We start from the raw sequence: 25,270 nt of genomic DNA, 5'->3' as shown, positions 1-25,270 counted from the left end.
TACAATGTCCTCTTCTATTACGATAACATATCGCCTTGACGGGACCGGCGAAAGAGCGTGGCCCGCGATGGCGCGCATGGGACGAAGCCGCTAGGGCCACGGATCATGACCGCCCCGGACCAACCCGCGCCGACCCAAACCGCCCCGGACCTGCCCGGCGCACCGATCGGCTTCGTCGAGTTCGTGGCGCTGGTCGCCGCGCTGATGGCGCTCGGCGCGCTCGGCACCGACGCGATGCTGCCCGCGCTGCCCGCGATCGGCGAGGCGTTGCACGTGGCGAGCGAGAACGACCGGCAGTTCGTGGTGTCGGCGTTCCTGGGCGGGTTCGGCGTGGCGCATCTGATCCACGGGCCGCTGGTCGATCGCTATGGCCGGCGGCGCGTGCTGCTCTGGGCGATCAGCGCCTATATCGTCGCCAATGCGCTGGCGGCGGTGTCGGCCAGCTATCCGCTGCTGATCGCGGCGCGGCTGGCGGGCGGCGCGACGGTGGCGGCGACGCGGATCGCGACCGTGGCGCTGGTGCGCGACTGCTATCAGGGGCGGGCGATGGCGCGGGTCATGTCGATCGCCTTCATGGTCTTCATGGTGGTGCCGATCCTGGCCCCGACGGTCGGGCAGGCGGTGCTGCTGTTCGGCAACTGGCGGACGATCTTCTGGGTGATCGCGGGGACGGCGGCGGCGCTGCTCGCCTGGATCGCGCTGCGCCTGCCCGAGACACTGACGGCGGAGGCGACGCTGCCGATCCATCCGCGCCGCATCCTGTCGGGCTGGCGGATCGCGCTGACCGACCGGGCCTCGATCGGCTATACGCTGGCGGCGACGATGCTGACCGGTAGCCTCTACGGCTATCTCAACTCGGTGCAGCAGATCATGTTCGACGTGTTCCGCCATCCCGCGCTGCTGGCGGCGGTGTTCGCGGGCACGGCGGCGACGATGGCGGCGGCGAACCTGCTCAACGCGCGGATCGTGATGCGGCTGGGCACGCGGCGCATCGCCCATTCGGCGACGGTGACGCTGATCCTGTTGTCCGGCCTGCACCTCGCGCTGGTCGAGCTGGGCCATGAGTCGATCGTGACCTTCTCGGTGCTCCAGGCGCTGACCATGGCGAGCTTCGGTCTCGCCAACTCGAATTTCTCGGCCATGGCGATGGAGAATATGGGCGCGATCGCCGGCACCGCGTCGAGCGTGCAGGGCTTCATCATGATCACCGGCGGCGTGTTGATCGGCGCGGTGATCGGGCAGGCGTTCGACGGCTCCACCGCGCCGATGGTGGCGGGGTTCGTGGTGACCGGGTTGATCGCGCTGGCCTGCGTCGCCCTGACCGAACGCGGCCGGCTGTTCGGCGCCTGACGGAACCCGGCCGCCGCCCGCGCCGTTCGATCCATCGTTATTGATGATGGAGAGCGACATGGGCGGACACCAGATTCCCGGACAGGGCACCGGCGACGATGGCTGGGACGAGGAAGGCTATGACGAGAGCCAGCGTGCGGAGATCCTGGAGGCGACGCGCGACGGACCGACCGATGGCCTGGTGCTGACCGACCTGAACCCGGACCTGGGCGACGACGATGCCGAGGACGAGGCGATCGACGATCTCGACATGGATTCCGAGGAAGTGGGCGAGGCCGATCCCAATGCGGAGCCGGACGAGGCCGATATCGCCGAGGACGATGTCCAGGAAGAACTGGATGACGGCTCGATCGACGAGGACGAGGATCTGAGCGACGCGGACGATGCGGCCCTGCGGCCGTAGATCACCGGACTGGCGCTGATGGGCGTGGGTTTCGCCACGCTCCTAGGACCATCCGGCTTTCGGGTGTGGGGCTAGGCTCCCCGGACAGCCGGGAAACATCGGGGACGACCGGCCGGTCGTCCCCGATTTCTATTGGATCACGCCGCGGTGGCGGGCGCGTCCACATAGGCGGTCCACAGGGCCGCGATGCCCGAGCGCGGCGCGCCCTTCACCTCGGCGAAGGCGGCCTTGGCGCCGGCCTTGTCGCCCGAACGGGCCAGCGCGATGCCGAGGCGGGTGTTCACCTCGTCCGCGTCGACGCCGCCCTTCTGCAAGGCGAGCCGATAGAGGGCGATCGCCTTGGGGAAGTTGTCCATGCCCAGATAGGCCTCGGCGGTGCTGGCGGCGAGGCGACCATTGGCGGCGGCGCTCGCCTTCGCCTCGATCGGGGCCAGCGAGCCTTCCTGCTTCGCCTTGGTGGTCGAATCGGCGAGCAGGGCCTTGGCCATCGCATTGCCTGCCGGGATCTTGCCCGCGGCCATGCCTTCCTTCAGCACCGCCGCCGCTTCCGCCGGCAGACCCTTGCGCGACACGTCGTCGGCATATTCCAGATAATCGGTCTGGTCGGCCAGCGCGCGGGTGGCGCGCATCAGGCGGAACAGGTCGATCTTCTGCGCCTCGTCCAGCTTGGCGACCGAATTGCCCGCCATGCCGTAGGTGACGATCGCGTCACGCCAGTTCTTGGGCGTCGGATAGGCGGTGACGTACTTGGCGATCCAGCTGACCGTCTGCGGCCCCAGCTTCGCGGCATTGGCGCGCGCGATGCCGTAGCGATAATAATCCTCCGACGCCGGCTTGCCCGCCGCCGCATCGGCCGCGACCTGCGCCTCCAGGTCGGAAAGGCCGCCGGCCACGTCGCCGCTCGCCACCTTGGCCTGCGCGATCTGGAGGTTGACCTCCGGCGGCGCATAGCCGAGCTGCTTGGCCTGGTTGAAATACTGGATCGCGACCGGCCACTGCTTGCCGTTATAGGCCAGCGCGCCGCGTCGATAGGCATATTTACCGCGATCGGCGGGCGGGGTCGCCGGATTGGCGATCAGCGCGTCGAGCGCCGGCGCCAGCGACGTCTCGTTCAGCGGCGCATTGGGGTTGGCCGCCTGCTGGTCGGCCAGCTTCTGGTTGGCGAGGTCGTAGTTCAGCGCCGCGACGATATATTTCTCGTCGTCGTTCTTCGCGGCGGCGGTGGCGGCGGCGAGGTTGGTCTCCGCCGTCGCATAATCCTTGGCCTTGATCGCATCCTGGGCGGGCTTCGCGGCCTTCAGGAAGTCCGGGCTCAGCTTGGGACCGGCGGGTTCTTCCTTCTTCTTGGCGATCGCAGGCGGGGTCAGCGCCAGCCCGGACACACCGGTCGTCAGCGCCAGAGCCAGCGCAAGCTTCGAGAAAGTCTTCAATGGATCTCTCCTGTTGGGCATCGACGCCCATGACGGCCGTCTATAGAGGCGGACGCGCGCCATCAAGCGAGGCGCAGCGGCTTGGTTCCATGACGAAGCGGGGCTGAACCGCGATTGAATGACGATCGGCGCCGGCCTAGGGCGAGCGGATGATCGCCCTGATTTCACCCGCCAAGACGCTCGACTATGACAGTGCGCTGCCTGCCGTGACCCCGACGCGCCCGCGTTTCGAGGACGAGGCCGGCACGCTGGCCCGCGCCGCCGCGCGCCTGTCGCAGAAGCGCCTGTCGGAGCTGATGCGGATTTCCCCCGCGCTCGCCAAGCTGAATGCCGAGCGGTTCCGCGACTTCGCCGACGCGCCGGAGCGGCCGGCGCTGTTCGCCTTTGCCGGCGACGTCTATACCGGGCTGGACGCGAAGACGCTGGAGGAGCCGGCGATCGCCTTCGCCCAGGATCACCTCCGCATCCTGTCCGGCCTGTACGGCCTGCTCCGCCCGCTCGACGCGATGCGGCCCTATCGGCTGGAGATGGGCACGCGCTGGGCCCCGCGCGGCGAGAAGCTGACCGAATGGTGGCAGGGGCGCATCGCCGACCGGCTGCTCGCCGATATCGGGCAGGAGGGATCGGGCACGATCCTGAACCTCGCCAGCCAGGAATATTGGGCGGCGGTCGAGGGGCGATTGCCCGCCTCGGTCCGCGTCATCGGCATCGATTTCCGCGATGGCGGCCGTTTCGTCAGCTTCCATGCGAAGAAGGCGCGGGGGATGATGGCGCGCTGGCTGGTCGAGCATCGGGTCACCGACACCGACGGCATGAAGGGCTTCGACACGGACGGCTATCGCTTCGACGCAGGGGAAAGCACCGAGACGCTATGGCGGTTCGCGCGATGAGCGCGGTCGTCATCGGCGCGTCCGGCGGGATCGGCGCGGCGCTGGTCGAGGCGCTGCGCGAGGAAGCGGTGCCGGTGCGCGGTTTCGCCCGCAGCTTTAGCGGGGCCGATCATCTCGATCTGGACGACGAGGCGAGCATCGCCGCCGCCGCCGCCAGCCTGTCCGCGCCGCCGACGCTGGTGGTGGTCGCCACCGGCCTGCTGCACGAGGGCGAGCATCGGCCGGAAAAGAGCATGGCGGCGCTCGATGCCGCCTGGCTGGCGCGGCAATATGCAGTGAATGCGATCCTGCCCGCCCTGGTCGCCAAGCATTTCCTGTCCCGGATGCCCAAGACCGGTCGGGCGGTCTTTGCGATCCTGTCGGCGCGGATCGGCAGCATCTCCGACAACCGGCTGGGCGGCTGGTACGGATACCGGATGGCGAAGGCGGCGGCGAACCAGCTGGTCCGCACGCTGGCGATCGAGGAGCGGCGGCGCAACGATCGCACGATCGTCGTCGGCCTGCATCCTGGCACCGTCCGCACCGCGCTCTCCGCTCCCTTCCAGACCGGCGTGGCGGCGGACCAGCTGTTCGCCCCGGACCGGGCGGCGGTGCAGCTGCTCGACGTGATCGACGGGTTGAAGGTGACCGACAGCGGCAGGCTGTTCGCCTGGGACGGGGTGGAGATCCAGCCCTGACCGGCCGAAGTCGCTGTGGATGAAGGAAAATTCATCCATTCGCGACGCGCCGTACAGGCCGGCGGGTGCAGGTCGATCGCGGATGGCGACGCTTCCGACGTCGCCCCGTATCGAGGATGCTGCCCATGACCAAGTCGCTTCCCTTCGCGCTGCTCGCCGCCGGATCGCTGCTGTCGGCCACCGCCGCCTTCGCCGCGCCCCAGGCCGCCGGCCAGGCCTCCACCGCCAAGGCGACCACCGCCACCCATATGGTCAAGACGACGCACGTCACCACCACGCGTCGCGGCACCGGGCCCCGGATGGTGACCACCAAGACCAGCACCGGCAAGACCGTGACCTATGACTGCTCCAAGGCGGGCAACGCCAGCAAGACGGCCTGCAAGAAGTAGGCGCGTCAGCCGGCCCCGCCGCGCCCATAAGGCGGCGGGCCGGCCCGTTCCCTCGCGTACGCGCGTGCGCGTGACAACAGCGGCCGGACGTCTTACAGGGGTGGGGCACTCCTGAAACCACCTGGAAGACAGACACCTTGGCCGACGAGACCAGCCTCGCCGAACCCTCCGACATTTCGACGATCTCCATCGTCGATGAAATGAAGTCGAGCTATCTCGACTATGCGATGAGCGTGATCGTCGCCCGCGCGCTGCCCGACGTGCGCGACGGGTTGAAGCCGGTGCATCGGCGCATCCTCTATTCGGCCTATGAAAGCGGCTTCGTCGCCGGCCGGCCCTATCGCAAGTCTGCCCGCATCGTCGGTGACGTGATGGGTAAATATCACCCGCACGGCGACAGCGCGATCTACGACGCCCTGGCCCGCATGGCGCAGGACTGGTCGATGCGCGTGCCGCTGATCGACGGTCAGGGCAATTTCGGCTCGATGGACCCCGATCCGCCGGCCGCGATGCGCTATACCGAGGCGCGGCTGGCCAAGGTCGCCAATTCGCTGCTCGACGGCCTGGACAAGGACACGGTCGACTTCACGCCCAATTATGACGGGTCGGAGCGCGAGCCCTCGGTCCTGCCGGCGCAGTTCCCGAACCTGCTGGTCAACGGTGCGGGCGGCATCGCGGTCGGCATGGCGACCAACATCCCGCCGCACAATCTGGGCGAGGTGATCGACGCCTGTTTCGCCTATCTGGACAATGGCGCGATCACGTCCGAGGAACTGACCGAGATCGTGCCCGGTCCGGATTTCCCGACCGGCGCGATCATCCTGGGCCGGGCGGGGGCCCGGTCGGCCTATAGCACCGGGCGCGGATCGATCATCGTCCGCTCGCGCCACACGATCGAGAATCATCGCGGCGACCGCCAGTCGATCGTGCTGACCGAAATCCCGTACCAGCAGGGCAAGAACGCGCTGGTCGAGAAGATCGCCGACGCCGCCAAGGAAAAGCGGATCGAGGGGATCAGCGACATCCGCGACGAGTCGAACCGCGAGGGCGTTCGCATCGTCATCGACCTGAAGCGCGACGCCACGGCCGAGGTGGTGCTGAACCAGCTCTGGCGGCACACGCCCGCACAGGGGTCGTTCCCGGCGAACATGCTGGCGATCCGGGGCGGGCGGCCCGAGCTGCTCAACCTGCGCGAGATCATCCAGGCCTTCATCCAGTTCCGCGAGCAGGTCATCACCCGCCGCTCCAAGTTCGAGCTGAACAAGGCGCGCGAGCGGGCGCATCTGTTGCTCGGCCTGGTGATCGCGGTCACCAATCTGGACGAGGTGGTGCGGATCATCCGCGGCTCGGCTAGCCCTGCCGCGGCGCGCGCCGCGCTGCTCGCGCGCGAATGGCCGGTGTCGGAGATCGCCGCCTATCTGCAACTGGTCGAGGCGGTGGAGACCGAGGTGACCGGCGATACCTATCGCCTGTCCGACGCGCAGGTGCGCGCGATCCTCGACCTGCGCCTGCATCGCCTGACCGCGCTCGGCCGGGACGAGATCGGCGACGAGCTCAAGACGCTGGCCGATTCGATCGCCGATCTGCTGGAGATCCTGGCCAATCGCGTGAAGCTCTATGAGGTGATGCGCGGCGAGCTGCGCGCGATCCGCGACCAGTTCGCGACGCCGCGCCGCACCGAGATCGCCGCCGCCGCCGACGGGATCGACGACGAGGATCTGATCGAGCGCGAGGACATGGTCGTGACCGTCACGGTCGAGGGCTATATCAAGCGCACGCCGCTCGATGCCTTCCGCGCGCAGAAGCGGGGCGGCAAGGGCCGCGCCGGCATGGCGACCAAGGACGAGGATGCGATCACCAGCCTGTTCGTGACGAGCACGCACACGCCGGTGCTGTTCTTCTCCACGGCCGGCAAGGTCTATCGCATGAAGGTCTGGCGCCTGCCCGAGGGCGGGCCGGCGACGCGCGGGCGGCCGATGGTCAACCTGCTGCCGCTGGCGCCCGGCGAGACGATCTCGACCGTGCTGCCGCTGCCCGAGGACGAACTGCGCTGGGGCGACCTGCACGTCATGTTCGCGACGGCGAAGGGCAATGTCCGCCGCAATGCGATGGACGCCTTCACCAACGTGCCGACCAACGGCAAGATCGCGATGAAGTTCGAGGGCGAGGATGCCGACGACCGGCTGATCGGCGTCAAGCTGCTGGAGGAGGGCGACGACGTGCTGCTCGCCACCCGCCAGGGCAAGGCGATCCGCTTCGCGGGCGAGGAGGTGCGCGAGTTCCAGAGCCGCAACTCCACCGGCGTGCGCGGGATGCGCCTGGGCGAGGGCGACGAGGTCATTTCGCTGTCGATCCTGCACAAGGTCGGCGTCAACGACCAGGACGAGCGCGACGACTATCTCCGCCACGCCCCCTGGAAGGGCGAGGATGCCGATCGCCAGCCGCGCCGGATGGACGATATCCGCTATGCGTATCTGCGCGAGCGCGAGCAGTTCATCCTGACGATCTGCGCCAATGGCTATGGCAAGCTGTCGAGCGCCTATGAATATCGCCGCACCGGGCGCGGCGGCCAGGGCATCACCAATATCGACAATATCGGCCGCAACGGGCCGGTCGTCGCCAGCTTCCCGGCCAGCAAGGCGGACCAGCTGATGCTGGTCACCGACCAGGCCAAGCTGATCCGGATGCCGCTGGAAAGCCTGCGCGTGATCGGTCGCGGGTCGGCGGGCGTGCGCCTGTTCGACGTGGCGAAGGGCGAGCATGTCGTCTCCGCCGCGCGGATCGACGAGGAGGATGCGCCGGAGAACGAGGCGGAGGCGCTGGTCGCGACGGAGCTTGGCGCGGCCCCGCCCGTTGACGCCGCCGACACGCTCACCGTCGACGACGGCACCGGCCCGCAGACGATGGACGAGCAGGTCGACGAGAGCGGAGACGAATGATGAGCGAGCGCCCCCTGACCGCCTATAAGGTGCTGACGGCCGAGCAGATGGCGACGCTGGAGCGCGACGGCCGTTTCCAGGGGGCACCGGTCGATCTGGCGGACGGCTATGTCCACCTCTCGACCGCCGACCAATTGACCGAGACGGTGGACAAGCATTTCGCCGGGCAGTCCGACCTGCACGTCGCGGCGGTCGATCTCGGCAGCTTCGGCGAATCGCTCAAATGGGAGGAGAGCCGGGGTGGCCAGCTCTTCCCGCACCTCTATGGCCCGTTACTGCTGGAGACGGTGGTCGCCTATGGCCCGCTGGAGCGGAACGAGGATGGTCGGGTGAGGCTGCCGGTCACGGGGTGAGGAGCGGAAAGGCTCCTCCGTCCCGCCTCAATCCCCCACCGGCACGCCGGTCTGCGACTTAGCGGTGCGGATCGTCAGCGAGGTCTTGACGCTTGCGACATTGGGCGCGGGCGTCAGGTGCGTGGTCAAGATTTCCTGGAAGCTCTTCAGGTCGGTGGCGACGATCTTCAGGATGAAGTCGATCTCGCCGTTCAGCATATGGACCTCGCGCACCTCCGGAATGCGGGCGACATGCTCCTCGAACGCGTTGAGGTCATGCTCGGCCTGGCTGCGCAGGCTGACCATCGCGAAGACGGTGATCGGATAGCCCAGTCGGCCCGCGTCCAGATCGGCATGATAGCCGCGGATCGCTCCCGCTTCCTCCAGCGCGCGGACACGGCGCAGGCAGGGCGGGGCGGTCAGGCCGACGCGCTCCGCGAGATCGACATTCGTCATCCGTCCGTCGGCCTGCAGCAGACCCAGAATCTGCCGATCGATCCGGTCGAAAGTCATTACGCTGACCCTTTTCACTTTTCACTTTGGCTAATGGCTTGGGCCGTCACATAATATAATTGCGGGTAAACGCAATTGTCCCACAATGTAACGGTGTGGAAATGATGGTTTCTCCGGCGCGCGGGACCGGGTATGGGGGGTGGGCGCGCCATCCGGCGGTGCGCGCGGAGACTGATTCCCAGTGCGGTTCGACGACAGCCTGACCACCGTTCTTTCGGCTGACATGGGTCCCGGCATGGGGGCCCAGACGGCGTGGCGGCAGCTTGTCGACCTGATGGGGCGCGGCCGCGCGCCGACCAACGACACGACGCTGGAACGACTGGCCCGCCTGCGCGCGATCGTGCCGGTCGCGGTCCGATCGGCGAGCGCCCGCGCGCTGGCCTTCGCCCGTCCCGAGCCGGCGCTGGTCGAATTCTTCGCGCAGGACGATCTGGCGGTCGCCGCGCCGGTGCTGCGCATGGTCACCCTGCCGGTCGACGCCTGGCTCGACCTGCTCGGTCGCCTGACCCCGGCGTGCCGCGCGGTGCTGCGCCAGCGTCGCGATCTGCCGGCGGAGGTCGAGCGGGGCCTGGAAAGCTTCGGCGCGGTCGATTTCGTCATCACCGATGCCCGGCCGGCCGCGGCTGTCGCGACTGCCGATCCGGAACCGCCGATGGCCGTGGCGGCGCCTGCCGCGCCGATCGCCGACATCGATGTCTGGTCCGTCCCGGATGCCCCGACGGATATTCCGTCGATGGACATCCCATCGATCGAGCCCGCACCCGTCGCGACGCCGATGGCGTCGGAGGGCATGGTCCCCCGGTTCGAGATCGCGGATCTGGTCGCACGGATCGACGCGTTCCAGCGCCAGCGGGATGACGAACCCGCCGAAGCGATGCCGTCGGTGCCCGAGCTTCAGGTCGAATCGCGGGAGCGGCCGGAACCCGGCTTCCGCTTCGAGACCGATGCGAACGGCCAGATCCGTTGGGTGGACGGCGTGTCACGCGCGGCGCTGGTCGGCGTGACGCTCGCCCATGCCAGTCGCCAGGGCTGCGCGCAGGTCGATGCCTCGGTCGCGGCGGCGGTGCGGGGGCGCTCGCGCTTCACCGAGGGGCGGCTGGAGGTCGATGGCCTGTCCGACGCCGCCGGTTCGTGGCGGGTCACCGGCGTGCCGATGTTCGACCCCGCCAGCGGCCGTTTCGTCGGCTATCGCGGCGTGGCGCGGCTGCCCTATCGCCATGAGACGGCGGCACGGTCGAGCGCGTCGGACCAGTTGCGCCAGCTGGTGCACGAATTGCGCACCCCCGCCAATGCGGTGGCGGGTTTCGCCGAGCTGATCGAGTCGCAGCTGCTCGGGCCGGTGTCCGACATCTATCGCGCCCGTGCGGCGGCGATCCGGTCGCAGGCAGCGGGGCTGTTGTCGGCGATCGACGATCTCGACACCGCCGCCCGTATCGAAGGCCGCGCGCTCGATCTCCGCGCGACGATCGTCCCGGTCCGTCCGCTGCTGGAGCGGGTGGTGCGCGATCTGACCCCGCTGGCCGCCGAACGCGGCGCGACGCTGGTGATCGTCGGCGAGGGCGCGGTGTCGGCCGACGACCGGGCGGTCGAGCGCCTGCTGGCGCGGATGCTGGCGGCGCTGCTGTCGGCGGCGCGGCCGGGCGAGCGGATCGGCGTCAGCGTCGAGAGCGATGGGGCCCGCGTGCAGATCGTCGCGGACCGCCCCGATGCCCTGGCGGACCTGAACGGCGACGCGCTGTTTACGCTGGACGGTCGGGTCGGCGAGGATGAGCCGGGCGTGCCGTTGCTGGGGGCCGGCTTCACGCTGCGCCTGGTCCGCAACCTGGCGGTCGAGCTGGGCGGCGCGCTGGACATCCTGCCGGGCCGATTGACCGTGCGGCTGCCGGCGGGCGAGGATCGGCCGGCGGATCAGGTCGCATCCCACTGATAATCCGGCGCGCGGGAGCCGGATGGGCTTCCGCGGGTTTGGACCTCGACCTTTGTTCGAGGACGGGTGATGACCGAAACTGTACGCGCGATCCAGATCACCCGCTTCGGCGACCCGGCCGAGGTGATCGAGAACCGCCAAGTGCCGATCCCGCAGCCGGTGGATGACGAGGTGCTGGTCCGCGTCCGCGCCGCCAGCATCAACCCGGTCGACTGGAAGATCGCGCAGGGCGACTATCCGCCGGTCGGTGAGGACAAGCTGCCGCTGGTGCTGGGCCGTGACCTGGCAGGTACGATCGAGGCGGTCGGCACCCGCGCCCATTACATGTTGCGCCATGGCGACCCCGTCTTCGCCTTTATTGGCCAGGATCGTGGCGCCCAGAGCGACTATGTCGTGGTCAGGGCGGTCGAACTGGTCGCGATGCCGGCCGGGCTGGATTTCGCCGAAGCAGCGGGCGCGGGCCTGGCGTCGATGACGGCATGGCAGGGGCTGTTCGACCATGGCGGGCTGGAGGCCGGGCAGCGCGTGCTGATCCATGGCGGGGCCGGCGGCGTCGGTCATCTGGCGGTGCAACTGGCCAAGTGGAAGGGCGCGACGGTGTTCGCCACCGCCTCCGCCGATGATCGCGACTTCGTCCGGTCGATCGGGGCCGATACGGTGATCGACTATCACGCCGAGCGTTTCGAGGAGATCGCGACGGATTGCGACCTGGTCTTCGATACGCAGGGTGGCGCGGTGCAGCGTCGTTCGTTCGACTGTCTGAAGCCGAGCGGGATGATGGTGTCGACGCTGGAGCCGCTGGAGGACGAGGCGGCCGCGCGCGGGCTGCGGATCGCGCCGCGCTATCACGCCATGCCCAATGCCGCGCAACTCGGCCAGGTCGCGGACCTGCTGGCGGCGGGGACGATCCGGGTCGAGGTCGCCAAGCGCTTTGCGATCGATGACTTCGCCGCCGCCTATGATGCCGCCCGCCACGCGCATCCGCGCGGCAAGCTGGTGTTGACGCTGGACTGATGCCGCCGGATGACCGGACGACCCCATTTCAAGGAACCGAGATGATTGCTACGCTGGCCGAACTGGACCGGGTGCGCGACGAATGTCGCAAGATGGTGACCCAACGCTCGCTGCTGTCCGCCGGGGCGGCGGTGGTGCCGATCCCGGGGGCCGATCTGGTCGCCGATGTCGGCCTGCTGACCAATTTGCTGCCGGCGATCAGCGCCAAGTTCCAGCTCGACCACGAGCAGGTCCAGAAGATGGACCCGAACATGGCGCAGCAGGTGCTGGTGATGGCGACCAGCCTGGGTAACAACGCGATCGGCCGGGTGGTCACGCGCAAGCTGGTGATCGCAATCCTGCGGCGGATGGGCGTCCGCATCGCGGCGGGTTCGGCGGCGCGCTTCGTGCCGTTCCTGGGACAGGCGGTGGCGGCGACGATCAGCTTCGGCGCGATGAAGCTGGCCGGCAACGCGCATATCGAGGATTGCTATCGCACCGCCCGCACGTTGATCGAGGGGCGGCCGGCCATCGCCTGATCAGTTGGTGGTGATGGGGCCGAAGCTGAACAGGCCGCGGCGATAGTTCATCACCACATTCGTCTCGGTCGGGCCATTGCCGACCGAGACGCTGGCCGCCTGGGCCGAGGGCTTGGACAGGCCGATCTTCGGATTGCCGCCAAAGCCCGCGCCGTCGCGCGACAGGCTGAACTTGTGGCCGCCATCGACATTGTGGATCACGGCGAGCGAATAGGTGCCGGGACCGGGCACCCGCAGGCAGATGTGGACCGGGCCGCTGGCCGGCACCTCGACGCTGGCGCGGCGGAAGGTCTTGCCGGCCGCAATCAGGACATTGTCGTCGCCCAGGAAATCGCCGTCGCGCGCCGGATAGAGTTCGGCGCGGACACGGCCCTTGCGCACCTTCAGCCCCGTCACGTTGACGATCAGCGCCGGGCCGCTTTCCTCCGCGCGGCAGCGTGCGGCGGCGACACCCAGTTCGGGTGAGGAGCGGATGCCGGGGTCGGCGGCGGCGAGCAGCAACAGCGCGGCGATCATGCGCGATTCTCCGAACGGACCAGGTCGGCGACGCCCAGCGCCGCGCCCAGGAAGATGTGGGTGGCCAGCGTCAGGCCGGCGACCATCACCAGCATCGCCGCCATGGAGGGGGCGTCACCGATCACGAAGGCGACCAGCCCGGCGAAGACGATGTCTCGATTGGGCAGCAGCGGCAGGCGCGACACCAGCATCCGCAGCGTCGCCAGCACCAGCCACCACAGGATCGGCACGCCCGGCATCGCCAGTCGCCACATCAAGGCGGTGAGCAGGATGACGACGGCGATGCGGCCGAGATGGACGCCGGCGATCATCCACAATTCGCGCCGCTCGCAGGAGAAGAGCCGGCGGCCCATCAGCAATGCGATCAGCGAGGGCAGGGCGATGATCGCGGTCGCCAGCGCCATCACCCATTCGGTCAGCCCCAGGTTCAGCGCCGACAGCAGCGGCCATGTGACGAGCATCAGCGCGACGGTGATGGCGTTGGCGACGGTGGCCGACAGGATCGTCACGTCCTTGATGACGCCGAACGGCGCGGCGGCCAGCCGGGCATGGCGGCGCGCCCAGCCGTAGAAATAGACTTCGCCCGAATAGCCGAGCACGATCTCGTTCGCGATCCGCTTGCGCAGCAGCGCGCCCAGGCCGGTGGCCGGCAATTGCCAGAGGCGGCGGTAGATCAGCCACTCGCCGACCGGCAGCGCCATATAGCCGGCGACGAAGACCAGCCAGAAGGCGGGCGAGGCCGGCAGGTCGCGGAACACCGTGCCCAGATCCAGATGGCGCAGCTGCCACAACGCCGCCGCCAGAATGGCGAGCGACAGGACGGGCGTGATCCATCGGCGCAGGCCGCTACCCCGCTCGATCAAGGGGCGCAGCTCGACCGTGGCGGGTGCGAACAAGGCGGTATCGGGCATGAAGGGCTCTAGCGGACCAGGCGGCGCATGGGCGCGGGCGGGGTTTCGGGCTGGGTCACGATCAGAGGACGACGCCGTGGCGACGGACCCGCATCGGCGACGAAAATTTTTTTGCGGCGATGCGGAACCAAGCCGCCGGCGCCGTCATCGCGAATGACATGTCCTTGCCTTCGCTCCCGTTCCGCCCCGCCGCGCTGATTCCGCCAGCGCAGGATCGCCGCCTGCTGGTGTCGATCCACGATGTCTCGCCCGCCTTCACCGCGCCGGTGGAGGCACTGGCGGCGCGATTGCGGACGCTGCTCGGCGGCCCGCGCTTCGCGATGCTGGTGGTGCCCAACCATTGGGGCCGCGCACCGATCGCCGGCGATGCCGCCTTCGCCCGACGCTTGCGCGGCTGGGCCGATGAGGGGGTCGAGATGTTCCTGCACGGCTGGCTGCACCGTGACGACAGCCGGCACGACGGCGCGGCGGCCGCGTTCAAGGCGCGCCACATGACGGCGGGCGAGGGCGAGTTCCTGGGGCTCAGCGCGGCGGAGGCCGAGCGCCGGCTGCGCGACGGCCGCGACATCGTCGAACAGGCGATCGGCCGGCCGGTGGCGGGCTTCATCGCGCCGGCCTGGCTCTATGGCGACGGCGCGCACCAAGCGCTGGCGGCGACCGGCTTCACGCTGGCCGAGGATCACTGGCGCGTGTGGCGGCCGCATACGGGCGAGACGGTGGCGCGCGGGCCGGTCATCACCTGGGCCAGCCGCAGCCCCGCGCGCACCGCCAGCTCGCTCGCGGTCGCGGGCGTGGCGCGGACCGCGCGGCGCATGGTGCCGGTGGTGCGGCTGGCGGTGCATCCGGGCGATATGACCAAGACCTCGATCGTCGCCAGCATCGCCCGCACCGTCCGCGCGCTGGCCGAGGTGCGGCAGGTGGTGCGCTATGCCGATCTGGACCGCGAGATGCGCGGGGAGCCGGACCGGAAGGCGGCATGAAGATCGTCGACGTCTGCGCCTTCTACGCGCCCAAGGGCGGCGGCGTGCGCACCTATGTCGACCAGAAGCTGATCGTCGCGGCGGCGATGGGGCACGACCTGGTGGTGATCGCGCCGGGTGACGAGGATCGCGTCGAGCCGCGCGAGGGCGGTGGCCGCATCCGCTGGGTGCGCGCGCCGCTCTTCCCGCTCGACCGCGCCTATCGCTATTTCTCCGATCGCGAGGCGCTGTACCGGGCGCTGGACGAGGAAGCGCCCGACGTGGTCGAGGTGTCCTCGCCCTGGCGCAGCGCCTCGATGGTGGCGGACTGGAGAGGCACGGCGCGGCGCGTGCTGGTCGCCCATGCCGATCCGCTGTCCGCCTATGCCTATCGCTGGTTCGGCGGGATCGCGGACCGCGCCGCCATCGATCGCGGGTTCGACTGGTATTGGCGGCACTTGCGCCGGCTGGACGCCAAATACGACCTGGTGGTCAGCGCTAGCGACAGCCTGTCGCGCCGACTGATCGAGGGCGGGCTGACCAAGGTGATGACCAACCCGATGGGGATCGAGCCGGGTCACTTCTCGCCCGCGCGCCGCGACCCGGCGCTGCGCGCCCGGCTGCTCGCCGAATGCGGGCTGGGGGAGGATGCGCTGCTGCTGCTCGGGGTCGGCCGGCACTCGCCCGAGAAGCGCTGGGGCATGGTCGCGCGCGCCGTCACCGCCGCCGCGGCCAGCCGGCCGATGGGGCTGGTGATCGTCGGGGACGGGCATGATCGGCGCTCGGTGATCCGCGCGGTCGGCGGCAATCCGCATATCCGGCTGGTCGCGCCGATCCGCGACCGGCCGCAACTGGCGACGCTGATGGCGAGCGCCGATGCGCTGGTCCATGGCTGCGAGGCGGAGACCTTCTGCTTCGTGGCGGCGGAGGCGGTGGCGTCTGGCCTGACGGTGATCGCCCCCGATCTGGGCGGCGCGGCCGATTGCGCGCGGGCCAATGAGGGCTGGACCTACAGGTCCGCCAGCGCGCGCAGTCTGAGCGGCGCCCTGCGCCAGTTCGCCGAGACGCAGCCGCGCCCGCGCGATCCGGGCCGTACCCGGTCGATGGCGGATCATTTCGGTGCGCTGTTCGACGCCTATGCCGGGTTGGACCCGGCACGGACGATCACGCGCTGAGCCGGCCCCGCACCGCCATCGCCAGGCGGACCAGCTGGGTCACCGCCAGGATCAGCACCATCAGCACCAGGCCGATATAGAAGCTGGGCGATCGCCAGGCGGACACGGCCGCCGATGATCGCTCCGATAGGGAAACCGATCCTGCGCCGTTCGCCACGAAGCTGCGCGGCGACAAAATCTCCTCGACGGTCCCCCGATCGTCGATCCGCTCAAGCTGAGTCAGCATGTCCTACCTACTCCCCACATCTTCCACGCGGCCGAGAGCGGCGACGGAACATGTCCCAGGCGTCATTTAGCGGATTTTTCTAACCAGGGATAGGCGATATGCTGGTTTATTATTCGTGAACAACTTGCAACGTTACCGTTATGCCGCAGTCACGCCCCTGTCATGGAAGCGGCGGTACCGGCCGCGTCACGCCATGGTCAGCGCGTCGATGGCGCCTTGCAGGATATGGGCGGCGGCATGATTGTCGATCCGCTCGGCGCGCTTGGCGCGGCTGATGTCCTGCTCGATCATCGCCCGCTCCACCGCGACGGTGGACCAGCGCTCGTCCCAGAGCAGGACGGGGCCGAGATCGGCGACGTTGCGGGCGAAGGCGCGGGTCGACTGGCTGCGGGGGCTTTCCGTGCCGTCCAGGTTGATCGGCAGGCCGATGACCAGCCCGCGCACCGATTGCGGGCCGATCATCGCGACGATCGCCGCCTTGTCGGCGGTGAACTTGGTACGGCGGATCAGCGTCGCCGGGCTGGCGAAGGACCAGCCGGCATCGCACAAGGCGGTGCCGATCGTCTTGGTGCCGACATCCAGCCCGATCAGCCGGCCCCCGTCCGGCAGCGCGGCGCGAAAGGCGGCGGCGCCGGTGGTGACGAGGGTCATCGGCGGAATCCTTGCAGGCGACGCGCGGCATCGGCGCGGACATTGGCCCAGAACAGGCTGTAGTCGTAGACATGGTAGTTGTTGCCGGGCAGCACATAGGGCCCGACCTCCGGCGGCGTCCCGATCATCAGCAGGCCGCGCGGGCCGCAGGCGGCGGGCACCCGGCCGGGCGTGATCGCCGCGGTGGCGAGATCGGCGGCCGGATAGAGCGTGCCCAGATTGGCGCCGGCCGGGGCGGTCGCGTCGGGCGTGCCGGTCAGCGGGTTGGTGCAGACCATCGGCGTGTCCTTGCGCGACCGGCCGTCGAAGCCGATCGTCCGGTCATAGGTGTCGACGACCAGCGAGGGATCGGCCGGCTCGGCGAAGCTCTGCCACGACAAGAGGCACCTGGCCTGATCGGCGCGCGCGCATTCCGGCAGGCCCAGGCGCGGCAGGTCGGTGGTCCGCGACACCGGCCAGCCGACGACATAGGCGGCGACGATCCGGCGGCGCAGGGCGGGATCGGTGGCGACCCGGTCGCGCAGCAACCGGGTCAGGTGGAGCGCGCCCTGGCTGTGCCCCGCCAGGATGATCGGCGTCTTCGGCCCGATCTGGCGCAGGAAGCTGTCGAAGGCGGCGGCGACGTCCCCATAGGCGAGCTGCAACGCCTGTTCCGAATCGGCGACGCTGGTCAGGAAGGCGCCGAACGTCGCTTGGCGATAGCGCGGCGCCCAGACATCGCCGACCGCGTTGAACGCGCTCGCCTGGCCGCGCAGGAACAGCGCGCTGCGATCGTTGGTCTCCCGGTCGTCCAGCGGCGCGTTCCAATGGTCGCGGCTGACATAGGAGGTCGGGTGGATGAAGAAGATCGCCGCCTTCGGCCCCTTGGCGTCCGCCGTGCGCGGGGCGTAACCGTCCGGCGTCCAGAGCGCCGGATTGCCGGGAATCTCGGGGCGGGCGAGCCAGAGCTTGGGATCGTCATAGGCGCTGGCCTGGACCGAGGCCTGGCGGCGGAAGGATTCGCCGGGCGTCAGCGCCATCCGCATCAGGTCGGTGCCGAACAGGCGATAGGCGAGGGCCGCCGCGATCACCAGCACGATCAGTGCGGCGAAAATGTACAGGAACTTGCGCGCCAAAGGGGTCTCCTTGCTCCCGTCTGCTACAGGACGGCACGGCGCGCGCAAGACTTGCTGTACGCAAGCGCTTGCACCGGGCGGAGCGCGAGTGGTAGCGGGCTGGCCATGGCCGTGGACACCAACACCGTGAAGAAGATCGCCAGCCTCGCCCGGCTCGCGATTACCGAGGACGAGGCGGCGCGCATCGCGCCCGAGCTCGACAATATCCTGCACTGGATCGAGCAGCTGGGCGAGGTCGATACCGCCGGCGTCGAGCCGATGACCGCGGTCATCCCCAATCACCTGCGCCTGCGCGACGATGTGGTGACCGATGGCGGCATCCGCGACCAGTTGATGACGAACGCGCCGCAGGCCGAACACGGCTTCTTCGCGGTTCCCAAGGTGATTGAATAATGACCGAACTTGCCGACCTGACGATCGCCGACATCCGCGACGGCGTGCGCGACGGCGCCTTCAAGGCGCGCGAGGTGGCGGAGGCGTTCAACGCCCGCGTCGCCGAGGCGAGCGCGCTCAACGCCTTCCTGGTGGCGACGCCCGATCACGCGCTCGCCGCCGCCGACGCCGCCGACGCCGCGCGCGCGGCGGGCGAGACGCCGAAGCCGATGGCCGGCGTGCCGATCGGCATGAAGGACCTGTTCTGCACGGCCGGGGTCCAGACCACCGCCGCCAGCCATATCCTGGAGGGCTTCACGCCGACCTATGAGTCGACCGTGTCGCAGAATCTGTGGAATGCGGGCGCGGGGATGCTGGGCAAGCTCAACCTCGACCAGTTCGCCATGGGCTCGTCGAACGAGACCAGCTATTTCGGCAACGTCATCTCGCCCTGGCGGCGGAACGACGGCGGCAATGCGGCGCTGGCCCCGGGCGGGTCGTCGGGCGGTTCCTCCTCGGCGGTCGCGGCGCGGCTGTGCCCGGGCGCGACCGGCACCGATACGGGCGGCTCGATCCGCCAGCCGGCCGCCTTCACCGGCATCTCGGGCATCAAGCCGACCTATGGCCGCTGCTCGCGCTGGGGCACGATCGCCTTCGCCTCGTCGCTCGACCAGGCGGGGCCGATGGCGCGGACGGTGCGCGACTGCGCGATCATGCTGGAGGCGATGGCGGGCTTCGACGCCAAGGATTCCACCTCGCTCCAGCTCGACGTGCCGGCCTGGGAAGCGGGCCTGTCGGGCGACCTGCGCGGCAAGCGCGTGGGCATCCCCAAGGAATATCGCGTCGACGGGATGCCGGCCGAGATTGAGGCGCTGTGGCAGCAGGGCGTCGCCTGGCTGCGCGACGCCGGCGCGGAGATCGTCGAGGTCTCGCTGCCGCACACCAAATACGCGCTGCCAGCCTATTACATCATCGCGCCGGCCGAGGCCTCGTCCAACCTCGCCCGCTATGACGGCGTGCGGTACGGCCTGCGCGACCTGCCGGACGGTGCGAACCTCCAGCAGATGTATGCCGCGACTCGCGCCGACGGCTTCGGGCCGGAGGTGAAGCGCCGCATCATGATCGGCACCTATGTGCTGTCGGCGGGCTTCTACGACGCCTATTACACCCAGGCGCAGAAGGTGCGGGCGCTGATCGCGCGCGATTTCGAGCGCGCCTGGGAGCAATGCGACCTACTGCTCGCGCCGACCGCGCCCTCGGCGGCGTTCGCGCTGGGCGAGAAGTCGGCCGATCCGATCGCCATGTACCTCAACGACGTGTTCACCGTGCCCTCGTCGCTCGCCGGCCTGCCGGCGATGAGCGTGCCGGGCGGGCTGGACGCGGCCGGGCTGCCGCTCGGGCTCCAGATCATCGGCAAGGCGCTGGACGAACAGTCCGTGCTGAACGCCGGGCTGGCGATCGAGGAGCGTGCGGGCTTCACGGCGCGGCCGGAGCGCTGGTGGTAACCGACGCGGAGACGGTGCCGGACTGGTCGCGCGAGCATCGCCCGCGCGGGGTCTGGTCGCCCGACCGGTCGCTGCTGAAGACGATCCGCGACTATCAGCGGCATCGGGCGCGTGGCGGGCCGGTTTCGGCGGTCGCCCGACGCTGGGCGGTGCTGCGGCATCGTTTCTGGTCGGCGGTGACGGGCGCGGACATCCCGATCAACGCGCCGATCGGTGGTGGGCTGATGATCCCGCATCCCAACGGGATCGTCATCCATCCGGCCTCGACGATTGGGCCGAACTGCCTGATCCTGCAACAGGTGACGCTGGCGCGGATGATCAATGGCTCGCCGACGCTGGGCGCGCATGTCGATATCGGCGCGGGCGCCAAGCTGCTCGGCGGCATCCATATCGGCGACCATGCGCGGGTCGGCGCCAATGCGGTGGTGATGCAGGACGTGCCGGCGGGGGCGACCGCGGTCGGCATCCCGGCGCGCATCATCCCCGACAAGCGGCCGGTGCCGAGGCCCTGACGGCTTGAATTGTGCCGGGCAACGGGTCATGCCCGCCGGCAATCCCTTTATTCCAGACAAGCGGACGATGTGATGAGCAACTATCGGGTCCAGGGCGCGACGGGCGAGTGGGAGGTCGTGATCGGCCTGGAGGTGCACGCGCAGGTCACGTCCAACGCCAAGCTCTTCTCGGGCGCCGCCACCGCCTTCGGTGCGGAGCCCAATACCCAGGTCAGCCTGGTCGATGCGGCGATGCCCGGCATGTTGCCGGTGCCGAACATGGAGTGCATCCGCCAGGCGGTGCGCACCGGCATGGCGATCGACGCACAGATCAACCGCTGGTCGCGGTTCGATCGCAAGAATTACTTCTACGCCGATCTGCCGCAGGGCTATCAGATCAGCCAGCTCTACCACCCGCTGGTCGGCGAGGGCGCGATCGAGATCAGCCTGGACGAGAAGGACCCCGATGCCGAGGTCAAGCGGATCGGCGTCGAGCGCATCCATGTCGAGCAGGATGCCGGCAAGCTGATGCACGACCAGCATCCGACCCGCTCCTATGTCGACCTGAACCGGTCGGGCGTCGCGCTGATGGAGATCGTCAGCCGCCCCGACATGGCCTCGCCGGCCGAGGCGGGGGCGTATCTGCGCAAGCTGCGTGCGATCCTGCGCTATGTCGGCTCGTGCGACGGCAATATGGAAGAGGGCTCGATGCGCGCGGACGTCAATGTCAGCGTGCGTCGCGCCGGCGAGCCGCTGGGCACCCGCACCGAGACGAAGAACGTCAACTCCGTCCGCTTCGTGATGGCGGCGATCGACTATGAGGTGAAGCGCCAGATCGACGTGCTGGAGGAGGGCGGCACGATCGTCCAGGAGACCCGGCTGTTCGATCCGGACAAGGGCGTGACCCGGTCGATGCGGTCGAAGGAGGATGCGCATGATTATCGCTACTTCCCCGATCCCGACCTGCTGCCGCTGGAACTGGACGAGGCGTTCCTGGATGCGTGCCGCGCCTCGCTCCCCGAACTGCCCGATGCCAAGCGCAAGCGGTACGAAGGGCTGGGGATCAGCGCCTATGCCGCCAATGTGCTGACCGCGGAGGTCGAGGCGGCACGCTGGTTCGACGCGCTGCTGGAGACGGGGACCAAGCCGGTCGCCGCCGCCAATTGGGTGACGTCGGAGCTGTTCGGCGCACTCAACCGGCTGGGACGGAGCATCGAGGACAGCCCGGTGTCGCCGGAACAGGCGGCGGAACTGCTGGCGCTGGTCGCGGACGGCACGCTGTCGGGCAGCCTGGCCAAGCAGGTGTTCGAGATCATGCTCGAGACGGGCGACGGTGCGGCCAAGGTGGTCGAGGATCGCGGCCTCAAGCAGACCAGCGACACCGGCGCGATCGAGGCGGTGATCGCCGAGGTGATCGCCAAGAATCCCAAGCAGTACGAGCAGTATAAGGGCGGCAAGGATGCGCTGTTCGGCTTCTTCGTCGGACAGACGATGAAGGCCATGGGCGGCAAGGCCAATCCGGCGGTGGTCAATGACCTGCTCAAGAAGGCGCTGGCCTGACATAGCCCCTATGTGAAATACCAGCGACCGCCATCCGGATAGATACCGGGTGGCGGTCGCTCCGGCTTGTGGCGTCCTTCTCCGCCGATCTACAAGGATCGGCGCGCGGTTGCTTTCCGCGCATCGGGGGGATGGATGCAATACGCGATGATTGCTGCGGCGCTGTTGGTCATGGCCGCGCCGGCTTCGGCTGAAGTCTTGGACAATCAGATCATTGTCACCTTGGTCCAGGCGGGGCTGGGCGACGAGGCGGTGATCGCGAAGATCAAGGCATCGCCGAATCACTTCGAGCTCGGCGCGGACCAGTTGATCGACCTGCGCCATCGCGGCGTGTCGTCGGCGGTGATCGCGGCGATGCTGACCGCATCGGCCGAGGGCGCGGCCTCTTCCAAGGCGATGCTGTCGGCGGATTCGCCCGACTGGAAGGTGCCGCATCCGACCGGCGTGTACCTGCTGGCGGACTGGGCGGCGGAGCCCAGGATGATCCGGCTCGACCCGACCACGGCGAACCAGACCAAGACGGGCGGCATGCTCGGCTATGCGCTGTCGGGCGGCCTCGCGCCGATCACCATGAAATCGGTGATTCCCAACGACAAGGCCCGGGTCCGTGCCGCCAGGCTCAAGCCGGAATTCTATTTCTATTTCGACGAGGCGAACAGCAGCTTGTCGGGCGGCGCCAACACCGGGTCATGGCTGACCGGCAACACCACGACCATCACGTCGCCGAACGAGTTCAGCCTGATCCGCTTTCAGGTGAAGAAGGATCATCGCGAGGCGCGGGTCGGCAGCTTCAGCATCGCCGGCGCGAAGACCGGCGTCATGGACAAGGACCGCATCCCGTTCACCTATGAACGGGTCGCGCCGGGTGTGTTCCGCGCGACAACCGAGGCGCCGCTGACGCCCGGAGAATATGGCTTCCTCTACTCGATCCATGCGGGTGAGGGGCCGGGGATGTTCCGGAGCAACATGACCACGCGGGTCTTCGACTTTTCCGTGGCTCCGTGAAGTTGTGGCGGCGCGATCCTTCCGGATCGCGCCGCCACAATGAGGATTACTGCTGCGTCAGGTCCTGGTTGCGGACCGTGCCGCCCGTACCCGATGGCCCGTCGAATCGGCCGGGATCGGTGAAGGTCTCCGGCTCCGGTCCGCCCTCGCCACGCTCGATCGCGTCGGAGCGGGAGGCGACCGCCTGTTCCAGGTCGCTGCGGGCGTCGTCGTCGCGCCGCTCGATCGGGGTCTCGGGATCGGTGCCGACATGATCCTCCGGCCGACCCTCACCCGTCACGTCGGAATTCTGCGTCGCGTCCATCTCAGATCTCCGCCGGCTGCTGCGTGCCGGGGTCGCCTGCGGGCATACCGGGTGAGGGCTGGTCGATATCGGGGCCGGGAGGCGTGATCTCCGGCGGCGGGGCGTCGGGCTGCACCGGCTGGTTGGAGGGGGTCGGCTGTTCGAGGGGGGGCTGGGTCGCCATGATCGTCTCCTTCACCGCTTCGAACGCGCTGTCTTGCATACAGGTTGCGTCCCCGCTTGCTAGGTAACGCTGGACTGGTATAGACGCGCGCCCTACGGCGAGTCCGGACATGCGGGCGTGGCGGAACTGGTAGACGCGCTGGATTTAGGTTCCAGTATCGCAAGATGTGGGGGTTCGAGTCCCTTCGCCCGCACCAGTCCCGCCCGGAGCATGGCGGGTCGCACAGAATTTTCTCCAGATCGAAGGCACCCAATGCAGACTGTCGAGACGCTCAACGAGGGGCTGAAGCGCGCCTACACGCTGACCATCACCGCCCAGGATATCGACCAGAAGGTCGACGCCGAGGTGAAGCGCGTCGCGCCGCAGGTGCGGATGCCCGGTTTCCGTCCCGGCAAGGTGCCGGTCAATCTCGTCCGCAAGATGCACGGCGAATCGCTGGCGCAGGACGCGCTGAACGCCGCGATCCAGCAGGGCATCCAGCAGCTGATCGGCGAGCAGGGCCTGCGCCCCGCGATGCAGCCCTCGGTCGCACTGAACGACGGCTATGAGGCCGGCAAGGACGCCGTCGTCACCATCGAGATGGAAGTGCTGCCCCAGGTGCCGAGCCCGGCGATCGACAGCCTGACGCTCGAGCGGCTGACCGTGCCGGTCGCCGATTCGGCGGTGGACGAACAGCTCCAGAAGTTCGCCGATTCGCAGAAGCGCTGGAACGACGCGGGCGACAAGGCCGCCGAGATGGGCGACCAGGTCACCGTCGATTTCGTCGGCAAGACCGCCGACGGCGTCGCCTTCGACGGCGGCACCGGCAGCGACATGCCGGTCGAGCTGGGCGCGGGCCGCCTGATCCCCGGTTTCGAGGACCAGCTGGTCGGCGTGAAGGTCGGCGAGGAGAAGCAGCTCCAGGTCACCTTCCCTGAGGATTACGGCGCGGCGAACCTGGCCGGCCAGCCCGCGACCTTCGACATCGTCGTCAAGTCGGTGCAGACCGCGGGCGAGAGCGTGATCGACGACGAGATGGCCAAGAGCCTGGGCCTGGAAAGCCTGGAGCAGCTGCGCGGCCTGATCAAGGGTCAGATCGAGCAGGAGCATAACGGCCTGACCCGCACCCATATGAAGCGCAAGCTGCTCGACCAGCTCGCCGAGGGTCATGACTTCGAAGTGCCGCCGTCGATGGTCGAGGCCGAGTTCGGCCAGATCTGGGCGCAGCTGGAGCATGAGGCGACGCACGAGGCCGATCCGGAAGCCGCCAAGGCCGAGATGGAGTCGGAGCGCGACGATTATCGCAAGATCGCCGAGCGTCGCGTCCGCCTGGGCCTGCTGCTGTCGGAGATCGGCCAGGCCAATGGCGTCGAGGTCAGCAACCAGGAGATGAACCGCCTGATCGCGCAGGCCGCGCAGCAGTACGGCCCCGAGGATCGCCAGCGCTTCATCCAATATGTCCAGCAGGAGCCGATGGCCGCCGCCCAGCTGCGCGCCCCGCTCTATGAGGACAAGGTCGTCGACTTCCTGTTCGAGAAGGCGACCGTGACCGACCGCGAGACCAGCCGCGAGGAGCTGGAAGCCGCCATCGAGAGCGAGGACGGTTTCGCGACCGGCACGCACGTCCACAATCATGACCATGATCACGACCATCATGGCCATGACCATGGCGATCACGGCCACGACCACGCGCACGACCACGCAGAGCAGGCCGAGCCGGCCGGCGATGCCGCCGAGGCCGCGCCGAAGAAGCCCGCCGCCAAGAAGCCGCGCGCCAAGAAGGCCGCGCCGGTGAGCGAGGAGACCCAGGTGCTCGAGTCCTCGCCCGAAGCGGCGGAAGCGGCCGAGGGCACCGAGGCGGCCGACGCCGCCCCGGCGAAGAAGCCGCGCGCGAAGAAGGCCAAGGCCGAAACCGCCGAGTGATCGGCGCACCGGCGCTCCGGCCCATGCCGGGTC

27 protein-coding genes and 1 tRNA gene are annotated in these 25,270 nt (G+C 68.9%); 19 read left to right on the top strand and 9 right to left on the bottom strand.

The window, feature by feature from the left end; translation table 11 throughout:
- Positions 1 to 105 precede the first annotated feature (105 nt).
- The gene (locus tag QE452_RS09485; RefSeq protein WP_309658024.1) at positions 106 to 1,350 is read left to right on the top strand and encodes a multidrug effflux MFS transporter; all 1,245 of its coding nucleotides are present in this window, start codon (positions 106 to 108) and stop codon (positions 1,348 to 1,350) included.
- Between the two features lie 58 nt (positions 1,351 to 1,408).
- Positions 1,409 to 1,753 (top strand): DNA primase, encoded by a 345-nt coding sequence (locus tag QE452_RS09480; protein ID WP_309658025.1) that lies wholly within the window; start codon positions 1,409 to 1,411, stop codon positions 1,751 to 1,753.
- A gap of 137 nt (positions 1,754 to 1,890) precedes the next feature.
- On the opposite strand, the gene QE452_RS09475 is transcribed toward QE452_RS09480, so the two are convergent.
- Positions 1,891 to 3,183 carry a hypothetical protein gene (locus QE452_RS09475; protein ID WP_309658026.1) on the bottom strand — a complete coding sequence of 431 codons (1,293 nt, stop codon included), beginning with the start codon at positions 3,181 to 3,183 and terminating at the stop codon, positions 1,891 to 1,893.
- Between the two features lie 149 nt (positions 3,184 to 3,332).
- Here QE452_RS09475 and QE452_RS09470 point away from each other — a divergent pair, with 149 nt between their 5' ends.
- The 5 genes from QE452_RS09470 (at position 3,333) to QE452_RS09450 (ending at position 8,431) form a co-directional block, all read left to right on the top strand.
- On the top strand, positions 3,333 to 4,073 hold the full coding sequence (locus QE452_RS09470) for a YaaA family protein (RefSeq protein ID WP_309658027.1): 741 nt from the start codon (positions 3,333 to 3,335) through the stop codon (positions 4,071 to 4,073).
- Positions 4,055 to 4,750, top strand: coding sequence for an SDR family NAD(P)-dependent oxidoreductase (locus tag QE452_RS09465; RefSeq protein ID WP_309658028.1), 696 nt, complete (start codon positions 4,055 to 4,057; stop codon positions 4,748 to 4,750). The genes QE452_RS09470 and QE452_RS09465 overlap by 19 nt, the downstream gene beginning before the upstream one ends.
- 125 nt (positions 4,751 to 4,875) lie before the next feature.
- Entirely contained in the window at positions 4,876 to 5,139 is a 264-nt protein-coding gene (locus tag QE452_RS09460; RefSeq protein ID WP_125993088.1) for a hypothetical protein, read from the top strand.
- Positions 5,140 to 5,276: 137 nt separating this feature from the next.
- A complete protein-coding gene (gyrA, locus tag QE452_RS09455; protein ID WP_309658029.1) occupies positions 5,277 to 8,078 on the top strand; it encodes a DNA gyrase subunit A in 2,802 nt (933 codons plus the stop codon).
- On the top strand, positions 8,078 to 8,431 hold the full coding sequence (locus QE452_RS09450; RefSeq protein ID WP_125993086.1) for a DUF952 domain-containing protein: 354 nt from the start codon (positions 8,078 to 8,080) through the stop codon (positions 8,429 to 8,431). Before gyrA ends, QE452_RS09450 begins: the two co-directional genes overlap by 1 nt.
- Positions 8,432 to 8,458: 27 nt before the next feature.
- Here the strand turns inward: QE452_RS09450 and QE452_RS09445 are convergent, their stop codons facing one another.
- Entirely contained in the window at positions 8,459 to 8,923 is a 465-nt protein-coding gene (locus QE452_RS09445; protein ID WP_125993085.1) for an Lrp/AsnC family transcriptional regulator, read from the bottom strand.
- Positions 8,924 to 9,158: 235 nt separating this feature from the next.
- Here QE452_RS09445 and QE452_RS09440 point away from each other — a divergent pair, with 235 nt between their 5' ends.
- The 3 genes from QE452_RS09440 (at position 9,159) to QE452_RS09430 (ending at position 12,382) form a co-directional block, all read left to right on the top strand.
- Positions 9,159 to 10,850: a histidine kinase dimerization/phospho-acceptor domain-containing protein gene (locus tag QE452_RS09440; RefSeq protein WP_309658030.1), complete on the top strand. Its 1,692-nt coding sequence runs from the start codon at positions 9,159 to 9,161 to the stop codon at positions 10,848 to 10,850.
- A 69-nt stretch (positions 10,851 to 10,919) separates the two neighbouring features.
- The gene (locus QE452_RS09435; protein WP_309658031.1) at positions 10,920 to 11,864 is read left to right on the top strand and encodes an NADP-dependent oxidoreductase; all 945 of its coding nucleotides are present in this window, start codon (positions 10,920 to 10,922) and stop codon (positions 11,862 to 11,864) included.
- A gap of 41 nt (positions 11,865 to 11,905) precedes the next feature.
- Complete coding sequence (locus QE452_RS09430) at positions 11,906 to 12,382, top strand: hypothetical protein (protein WP_309658032.1); 477 nt, start codon at positions 11,906 to 11,908, stop codon at positions 12,380 to 12,382.
- Here QE452_RS09430 and QE452_RS09425 read toward each other — a convergent pair whose 3' ends face one another.
- Together QE452_RS09425 and QE452_RS09420 are read right to left on the bottom strand one after the other, a co-directional pair.
- Positions 12,383 to 12,898, bottom strand: coding sequence for a DUF2141 domain-containing protein (locus QE452_RS09425; RefSeq protein ID WP_309658033.1), 516 nt, complete (start codon positions 12,896 to 12,898; stop codon positions 12,383 to 12,385).
- A complete protein-coding gene (locus tag QE452_RS09420) occupies positions 12,895 to 13,809 on the bottom strand; it encodes a hypothetical protein (RefSeq protein WP_309658034.1) in 915 nt (304 codons plus the stop codon). The genes QE452_RS09425 and QE452_RS09420 overlap by 4 nt, the downstream gene beginning before the upstream one ends.
- Positions 13,810 to 13,973: 164 nt before the next feature.
- Here QE452_RS09420 and QE452_RS09415 point away from each other — a divergent pair, with 164 nt between their 5' ends.
- Positions 13,974 to 14,789, top strand: a complete 816-nt coding sequence (locus QE452_RS09415) for a polysaccharide deacetylase family protein (RefSeq protein WP_309658035.1) — start codon at positions 13,974 to 13,976, stop codon at positions 14,787 to 14,789.
- Positions 14,786 to 15,943, top strand: a complete 1,158-nt coding sequence (locus tag QE452_RS09410; protein ID WP_309658036.1) for a glycosyltransferase — start codon at positions 14,786 to 14,788, stop codon at positions 15,941 to 15,943. The genes QE452_RS09415 and QE452_RS09410 overlap by 4 nt, the downstream gene beginning before the upstream one ends.
- Here QE452_RS09410 and QE452_RS09405 read toward each other — a convergent pair.
- The 3 genes from QE452_RS09405 to QE452_RS09395 form a co-directional block, all read right to left on the bottom strand.
- Positions 15,933 to 16,169 (bottom strand): hypothetical protein, encoded by a 237-nt coding sequence (locus QE452_RS09405; protein ID WP_309658037.1) that lies wholly within the window; start codon positions 16,167 to 16,169, stop codon positions 15,933 to 15,935. The two genes, QE452_RS09410 and QE452_RS09405, sit on opposite strands and share 11 nt — an antisense overlap.
- Positions 16,170 to 16,355: 186 nt before the next feature.
- A complete protein-coding gene (gene ruvX, locus QE452_RS09400) occupies positions 16,356 to 16,820 on the bottom strand; it encodes a Holliday junction resolvase RuvX (RefSeq protein WP_309658038.1) in 465 nt (154 codons plus the stop codon).
- Positions 16,817 to 17,935, bottom strand: coding sequence for a DUF3089 domain-containing protein (locus QE452_RS09395; RefSeq protein ID WP_309658039.1), 1,119 nt, complete (start codon positions 17,933 to 17,935; stop codon positions 16,817 to 16,819). The genes ruvX and QE452_RS09395 overlap by 4 nt, the downstream gene beginning before the upstream one ends.
- 105 nt (positions 17,936 to 18,040) lie before the next feature.
- Here QE452_RS09395 and gatC point away from each other — a divergent pair, with 105 nt between their 5' ends.
- The 5 genes from gatC (at position 18,041) to QE452_RS09370 (ending at position 22,868) form a co-directional block, all read left to right on the top strand.
- Positions 18,041 to 18,328: an Asp-tRNA(Asn)/Glu-tRNA(Gln) amidotransferase subunit GatC gene (gene gatC, locus QE452_RS09390; protein WP_125993074.1), complete on the top strand. Its 288-nt coding sequence runs from the start codon at positions 18,041 to 18,043 to the stop codon at positions 18,326 to 18,328.
- Positions 18,328 to 19,812, top strand: a complete 1,485-nt coding sequence (gene gatA / locus QE452_RS09385) for an Asp-tRNA(Asn)/Glu-tRNA(Gln) amidotransferase subunit GatA (RefSeq protein WP_309658040.1) — start codon at positions 18,328 to 18,330, stop codon at positions 19,810 to 19,812. Before gatC ends, gatA begins: the two co-directional genes overlap by 1 nt.
- Positions 19,806 to 20,324, top strand: coding sequence for a serine acetyltransferase (locus QE452_RS09380; protein ID WP_309658041.1), 519 nt, complete (start codon positions 19,806 to 19,808; stop codon positions 20,322 to 20,324). The genes gatA and QE452_RS09380 overlap by 7 nt, the downstream gene beginning before the upstream one ends.
- 72 nt (positions 20,325 to 20,396) lie before the next feature.
- Positions 20,397 to 21,863 (top strand): Asp-tRNA(Asn)/Glu-tRNA(Gln) amidotransferase subunit GatB, encoded by a 1,467-nt coding sequence (gatB, locus tag QE452_RS09375; RefSeq protein WP_125993071.1) that lies wholly within the window; start codon positions 20,397 to 20,399, stop codon positions 21,861 to 21,863.
- Between the two features lie 198 nt (positions 21,864 to 22,061).
- Positions 22,062 to 22,868, top strand: a complete 807-nt coding sequence (locus QE452_RS09370; protein ID WP_309658043.1) for a hypothetical protein — start codon at positions 22,062 to 22,064, stop codon at positions 22,866 to 22,868.
- Between the two features lie 46 nt (positions 22,869 to 22,914).
- On the opposite strand, the gene QE452_RS09365 is transcribed toward QE452_RS09370, so the two are convergent.
- A complete protein-coding gene (locus QE452_RS09365; protein ID WP_309658044.1) occupies positions 22,915 to 23,172 on the bottom strand; it encodes a hypothetical protein in 258 nt (85 codons plus the stop codon).
- 1 nt (position 23,173) lies between these two features.
- Positions 23,174 to 23,374, bottom strand: coding sequence for a hypothetical protein (locus tag QE452_RS09360; protein ID WP_309729968.1), 201 nt, complete (start codon positions 23,372 to 23,374; stop codon positions 23,174 to 23,176).
- A gap of 72 nt (positions 23,375 to 23,446) precedes the next feature.
- Here QE452_RS09360 and QE452_RS09355 point away from each other — a divergent pair.
- Together QE452_RS09355 and tig are read left to right on the top strand one after the other, a co-directional pair.
- A tRNA-Leu gene (locus tag QE452_RS09355) sits at positions 23,447 to 23,531 on the top strand.
- Positions 23,532 to 23,587: 56 nt separating this feature from the next.
- Positions 23,588 to 25,237 (top strand): trigger factor, encoded by a 1,650-nt coding sequence (gene tig / locus QE452_RS09350; protein WP_309658046.1) that lies wholly within the window; start codon positions 23,588 to 23,590, stop codon positions 25,235 to 25,237.
- Positions 25,238 to 25,270 lie beyond the last annotated feature (33 nt).

This window comes from Sphingomonas sp. SORGH_AS_0438 (assembly GCF_031453475.1).
In the GTDB taxonomy this organism is placed as follows: Bacteria; Pseudomonadota; Alphaproteobacteria; order Sphingomonadales; family Sphingomonadaceae; genus Sphingomonas.
This window is presented reverse-complemented; position numbering and strand designations above follow the sequence as displayed.

Bases quoted from the DNA above. Each gene is read 5' to 3' on its own strand.
- QE452_RS09440 (WP_309658030.1), top strand. From the start codon at position 9,159: ATGGGGGCCCAGACGGCGTGGCGGCAGCTTGTCGACCTGATGGGGCGC.
- QE452_RS09430 (WP_309658032.1), top strand. From the start codon at position 11,906: ATGATTGCTACGCTGGCCGAACTGGACCGGGTGCGCGACGAATGTCGC.
- QE452_RS09360 (WP_309729968.1), bottom strand. From the start codon at position 23,374: ATGCAAGACAGCGCGTTCGAAGCGGTGAAGGAGACGATCATGGCGACC.
- gatB (WP_125993071.1), top strand. From the start codon at position 20,397: ATGAGCAACTATCGGGTCCAGGGCGCGACGGGCGAGTGGGAGGTCGTG.
- QE452_RS09410 (WP_309658036.1), top strand. From the start codon at position 14,786: ATGAAGATCGTCGACGTCTGCGCCTTCTACGCGCCCAAGGGCGGCGGC.
- QE452_RS09445 (WP_125993085.1), bottom strand. From the start codon at position 8,923: ATGACTTTCGACCGGATCGATCGGCAGATTCTGGGTCTGCTGCAGGCC.
- gatA (WP_309658040.1), top strand. From the start codon at position 18,328: ATGACCGAACTTGCCGACCTGACGATCGCCGACATCCGCGACGGCGTG.
- gatC (WP_125993074.1), top strand. From the start codon at position 18,041: ATGGCCGTGGACACCAACACCGTGAAGAAGATCGCCAGCCTCGCCCGG.
- tig (WP_309658046.1), top strand. From the start codon at position 23,588: ATGCAGACTGTCGAGACGCTCAACGAGGGGCTGAAGCGCGCCTACACG.
- QE452_RS09425 (WP_309658033.1), bottom strand. From the start codon at position 12,898: ATGATCGCCGCGCTGTTGCTGCTCGCCGCCGCCGACCCCGGCATCCGC.
- QE452_RS09465 (WP_309658028.1), top strand. From the start codon at position 4,055: ATGGCGGTTCGCGCGATGAGCGCGGTCGTCATCGGCGCGTCCGGCGGG.
- QE452_RS09480 (WP_309658025.1), top strand. From the start codon at position 1,409: ATGGGCGGACACCAGATTCCCGGACAGGGCACCGGCGACGATGGCTGG.
- QE452_RS09435 (WP_309658031.1), top strand. From the start codon at position 10,920: ATGACCGAAACTGTACGCGCGATCCAGATCACCCGCTTCGGCGACCCG.
- QE452_RS09365 (WP_309658044.1), bottom strand. From the start codon at position 23,172: ATGGACGCGACGCAGAATTCCGACGTGACGGGTGAGGGTCGGCCGGAG.
- ruvX (WP_309658038.1), bottom strand. From the start codon at position 16,820: ATGACCCTCGTCACCACCGGCGCCGCCGCCTTTCGCGCCGCGCTGCCG.
- QE452_RS09470 (WP_309658027.1), top strand. From the start codon at position 3,333: ATGATCGCCCTGATTTCACCCGCCAAGACGCTCGACTATGACAGTGCG.
- QE452_RS09450 (WP_125993086.1), top strand. From the start codon at position 8,078: ATGAGCGAGCGCCCCCTGACCGCCTATAAGGTGCTGACGGCCGAGCAG.
- QE452_RS09405 (WP_309658037.1), bottom strand. From the start codon at position 16,169: ATGCTGACTCAGCTTGAGCGGATCGACGATCGGGGGACCGTCGAGGAG.
- QE452_RS09460 (WP_125993088.1), top strand. From the start codon at position 4,876: ATGACCAAGTCGCTTCCCTTCGCGCTGCTCGCCGCCGGATCGCTGCTG.
- QE452_RS09420 (WP_309658034.1), bottom strand. From the start codon at position 13,809: ATGCCCGATACCGCCTTGTTCGCACCCGCCACGGTCGAGCTGCGCCCC.
- QE452_RS09485 (WP_309658024.1), top strand. From the start codon at position 106: ATGACCGCCCCGGACCAACCCGCGCCGACCCAAACCGCCCCGGACCTG.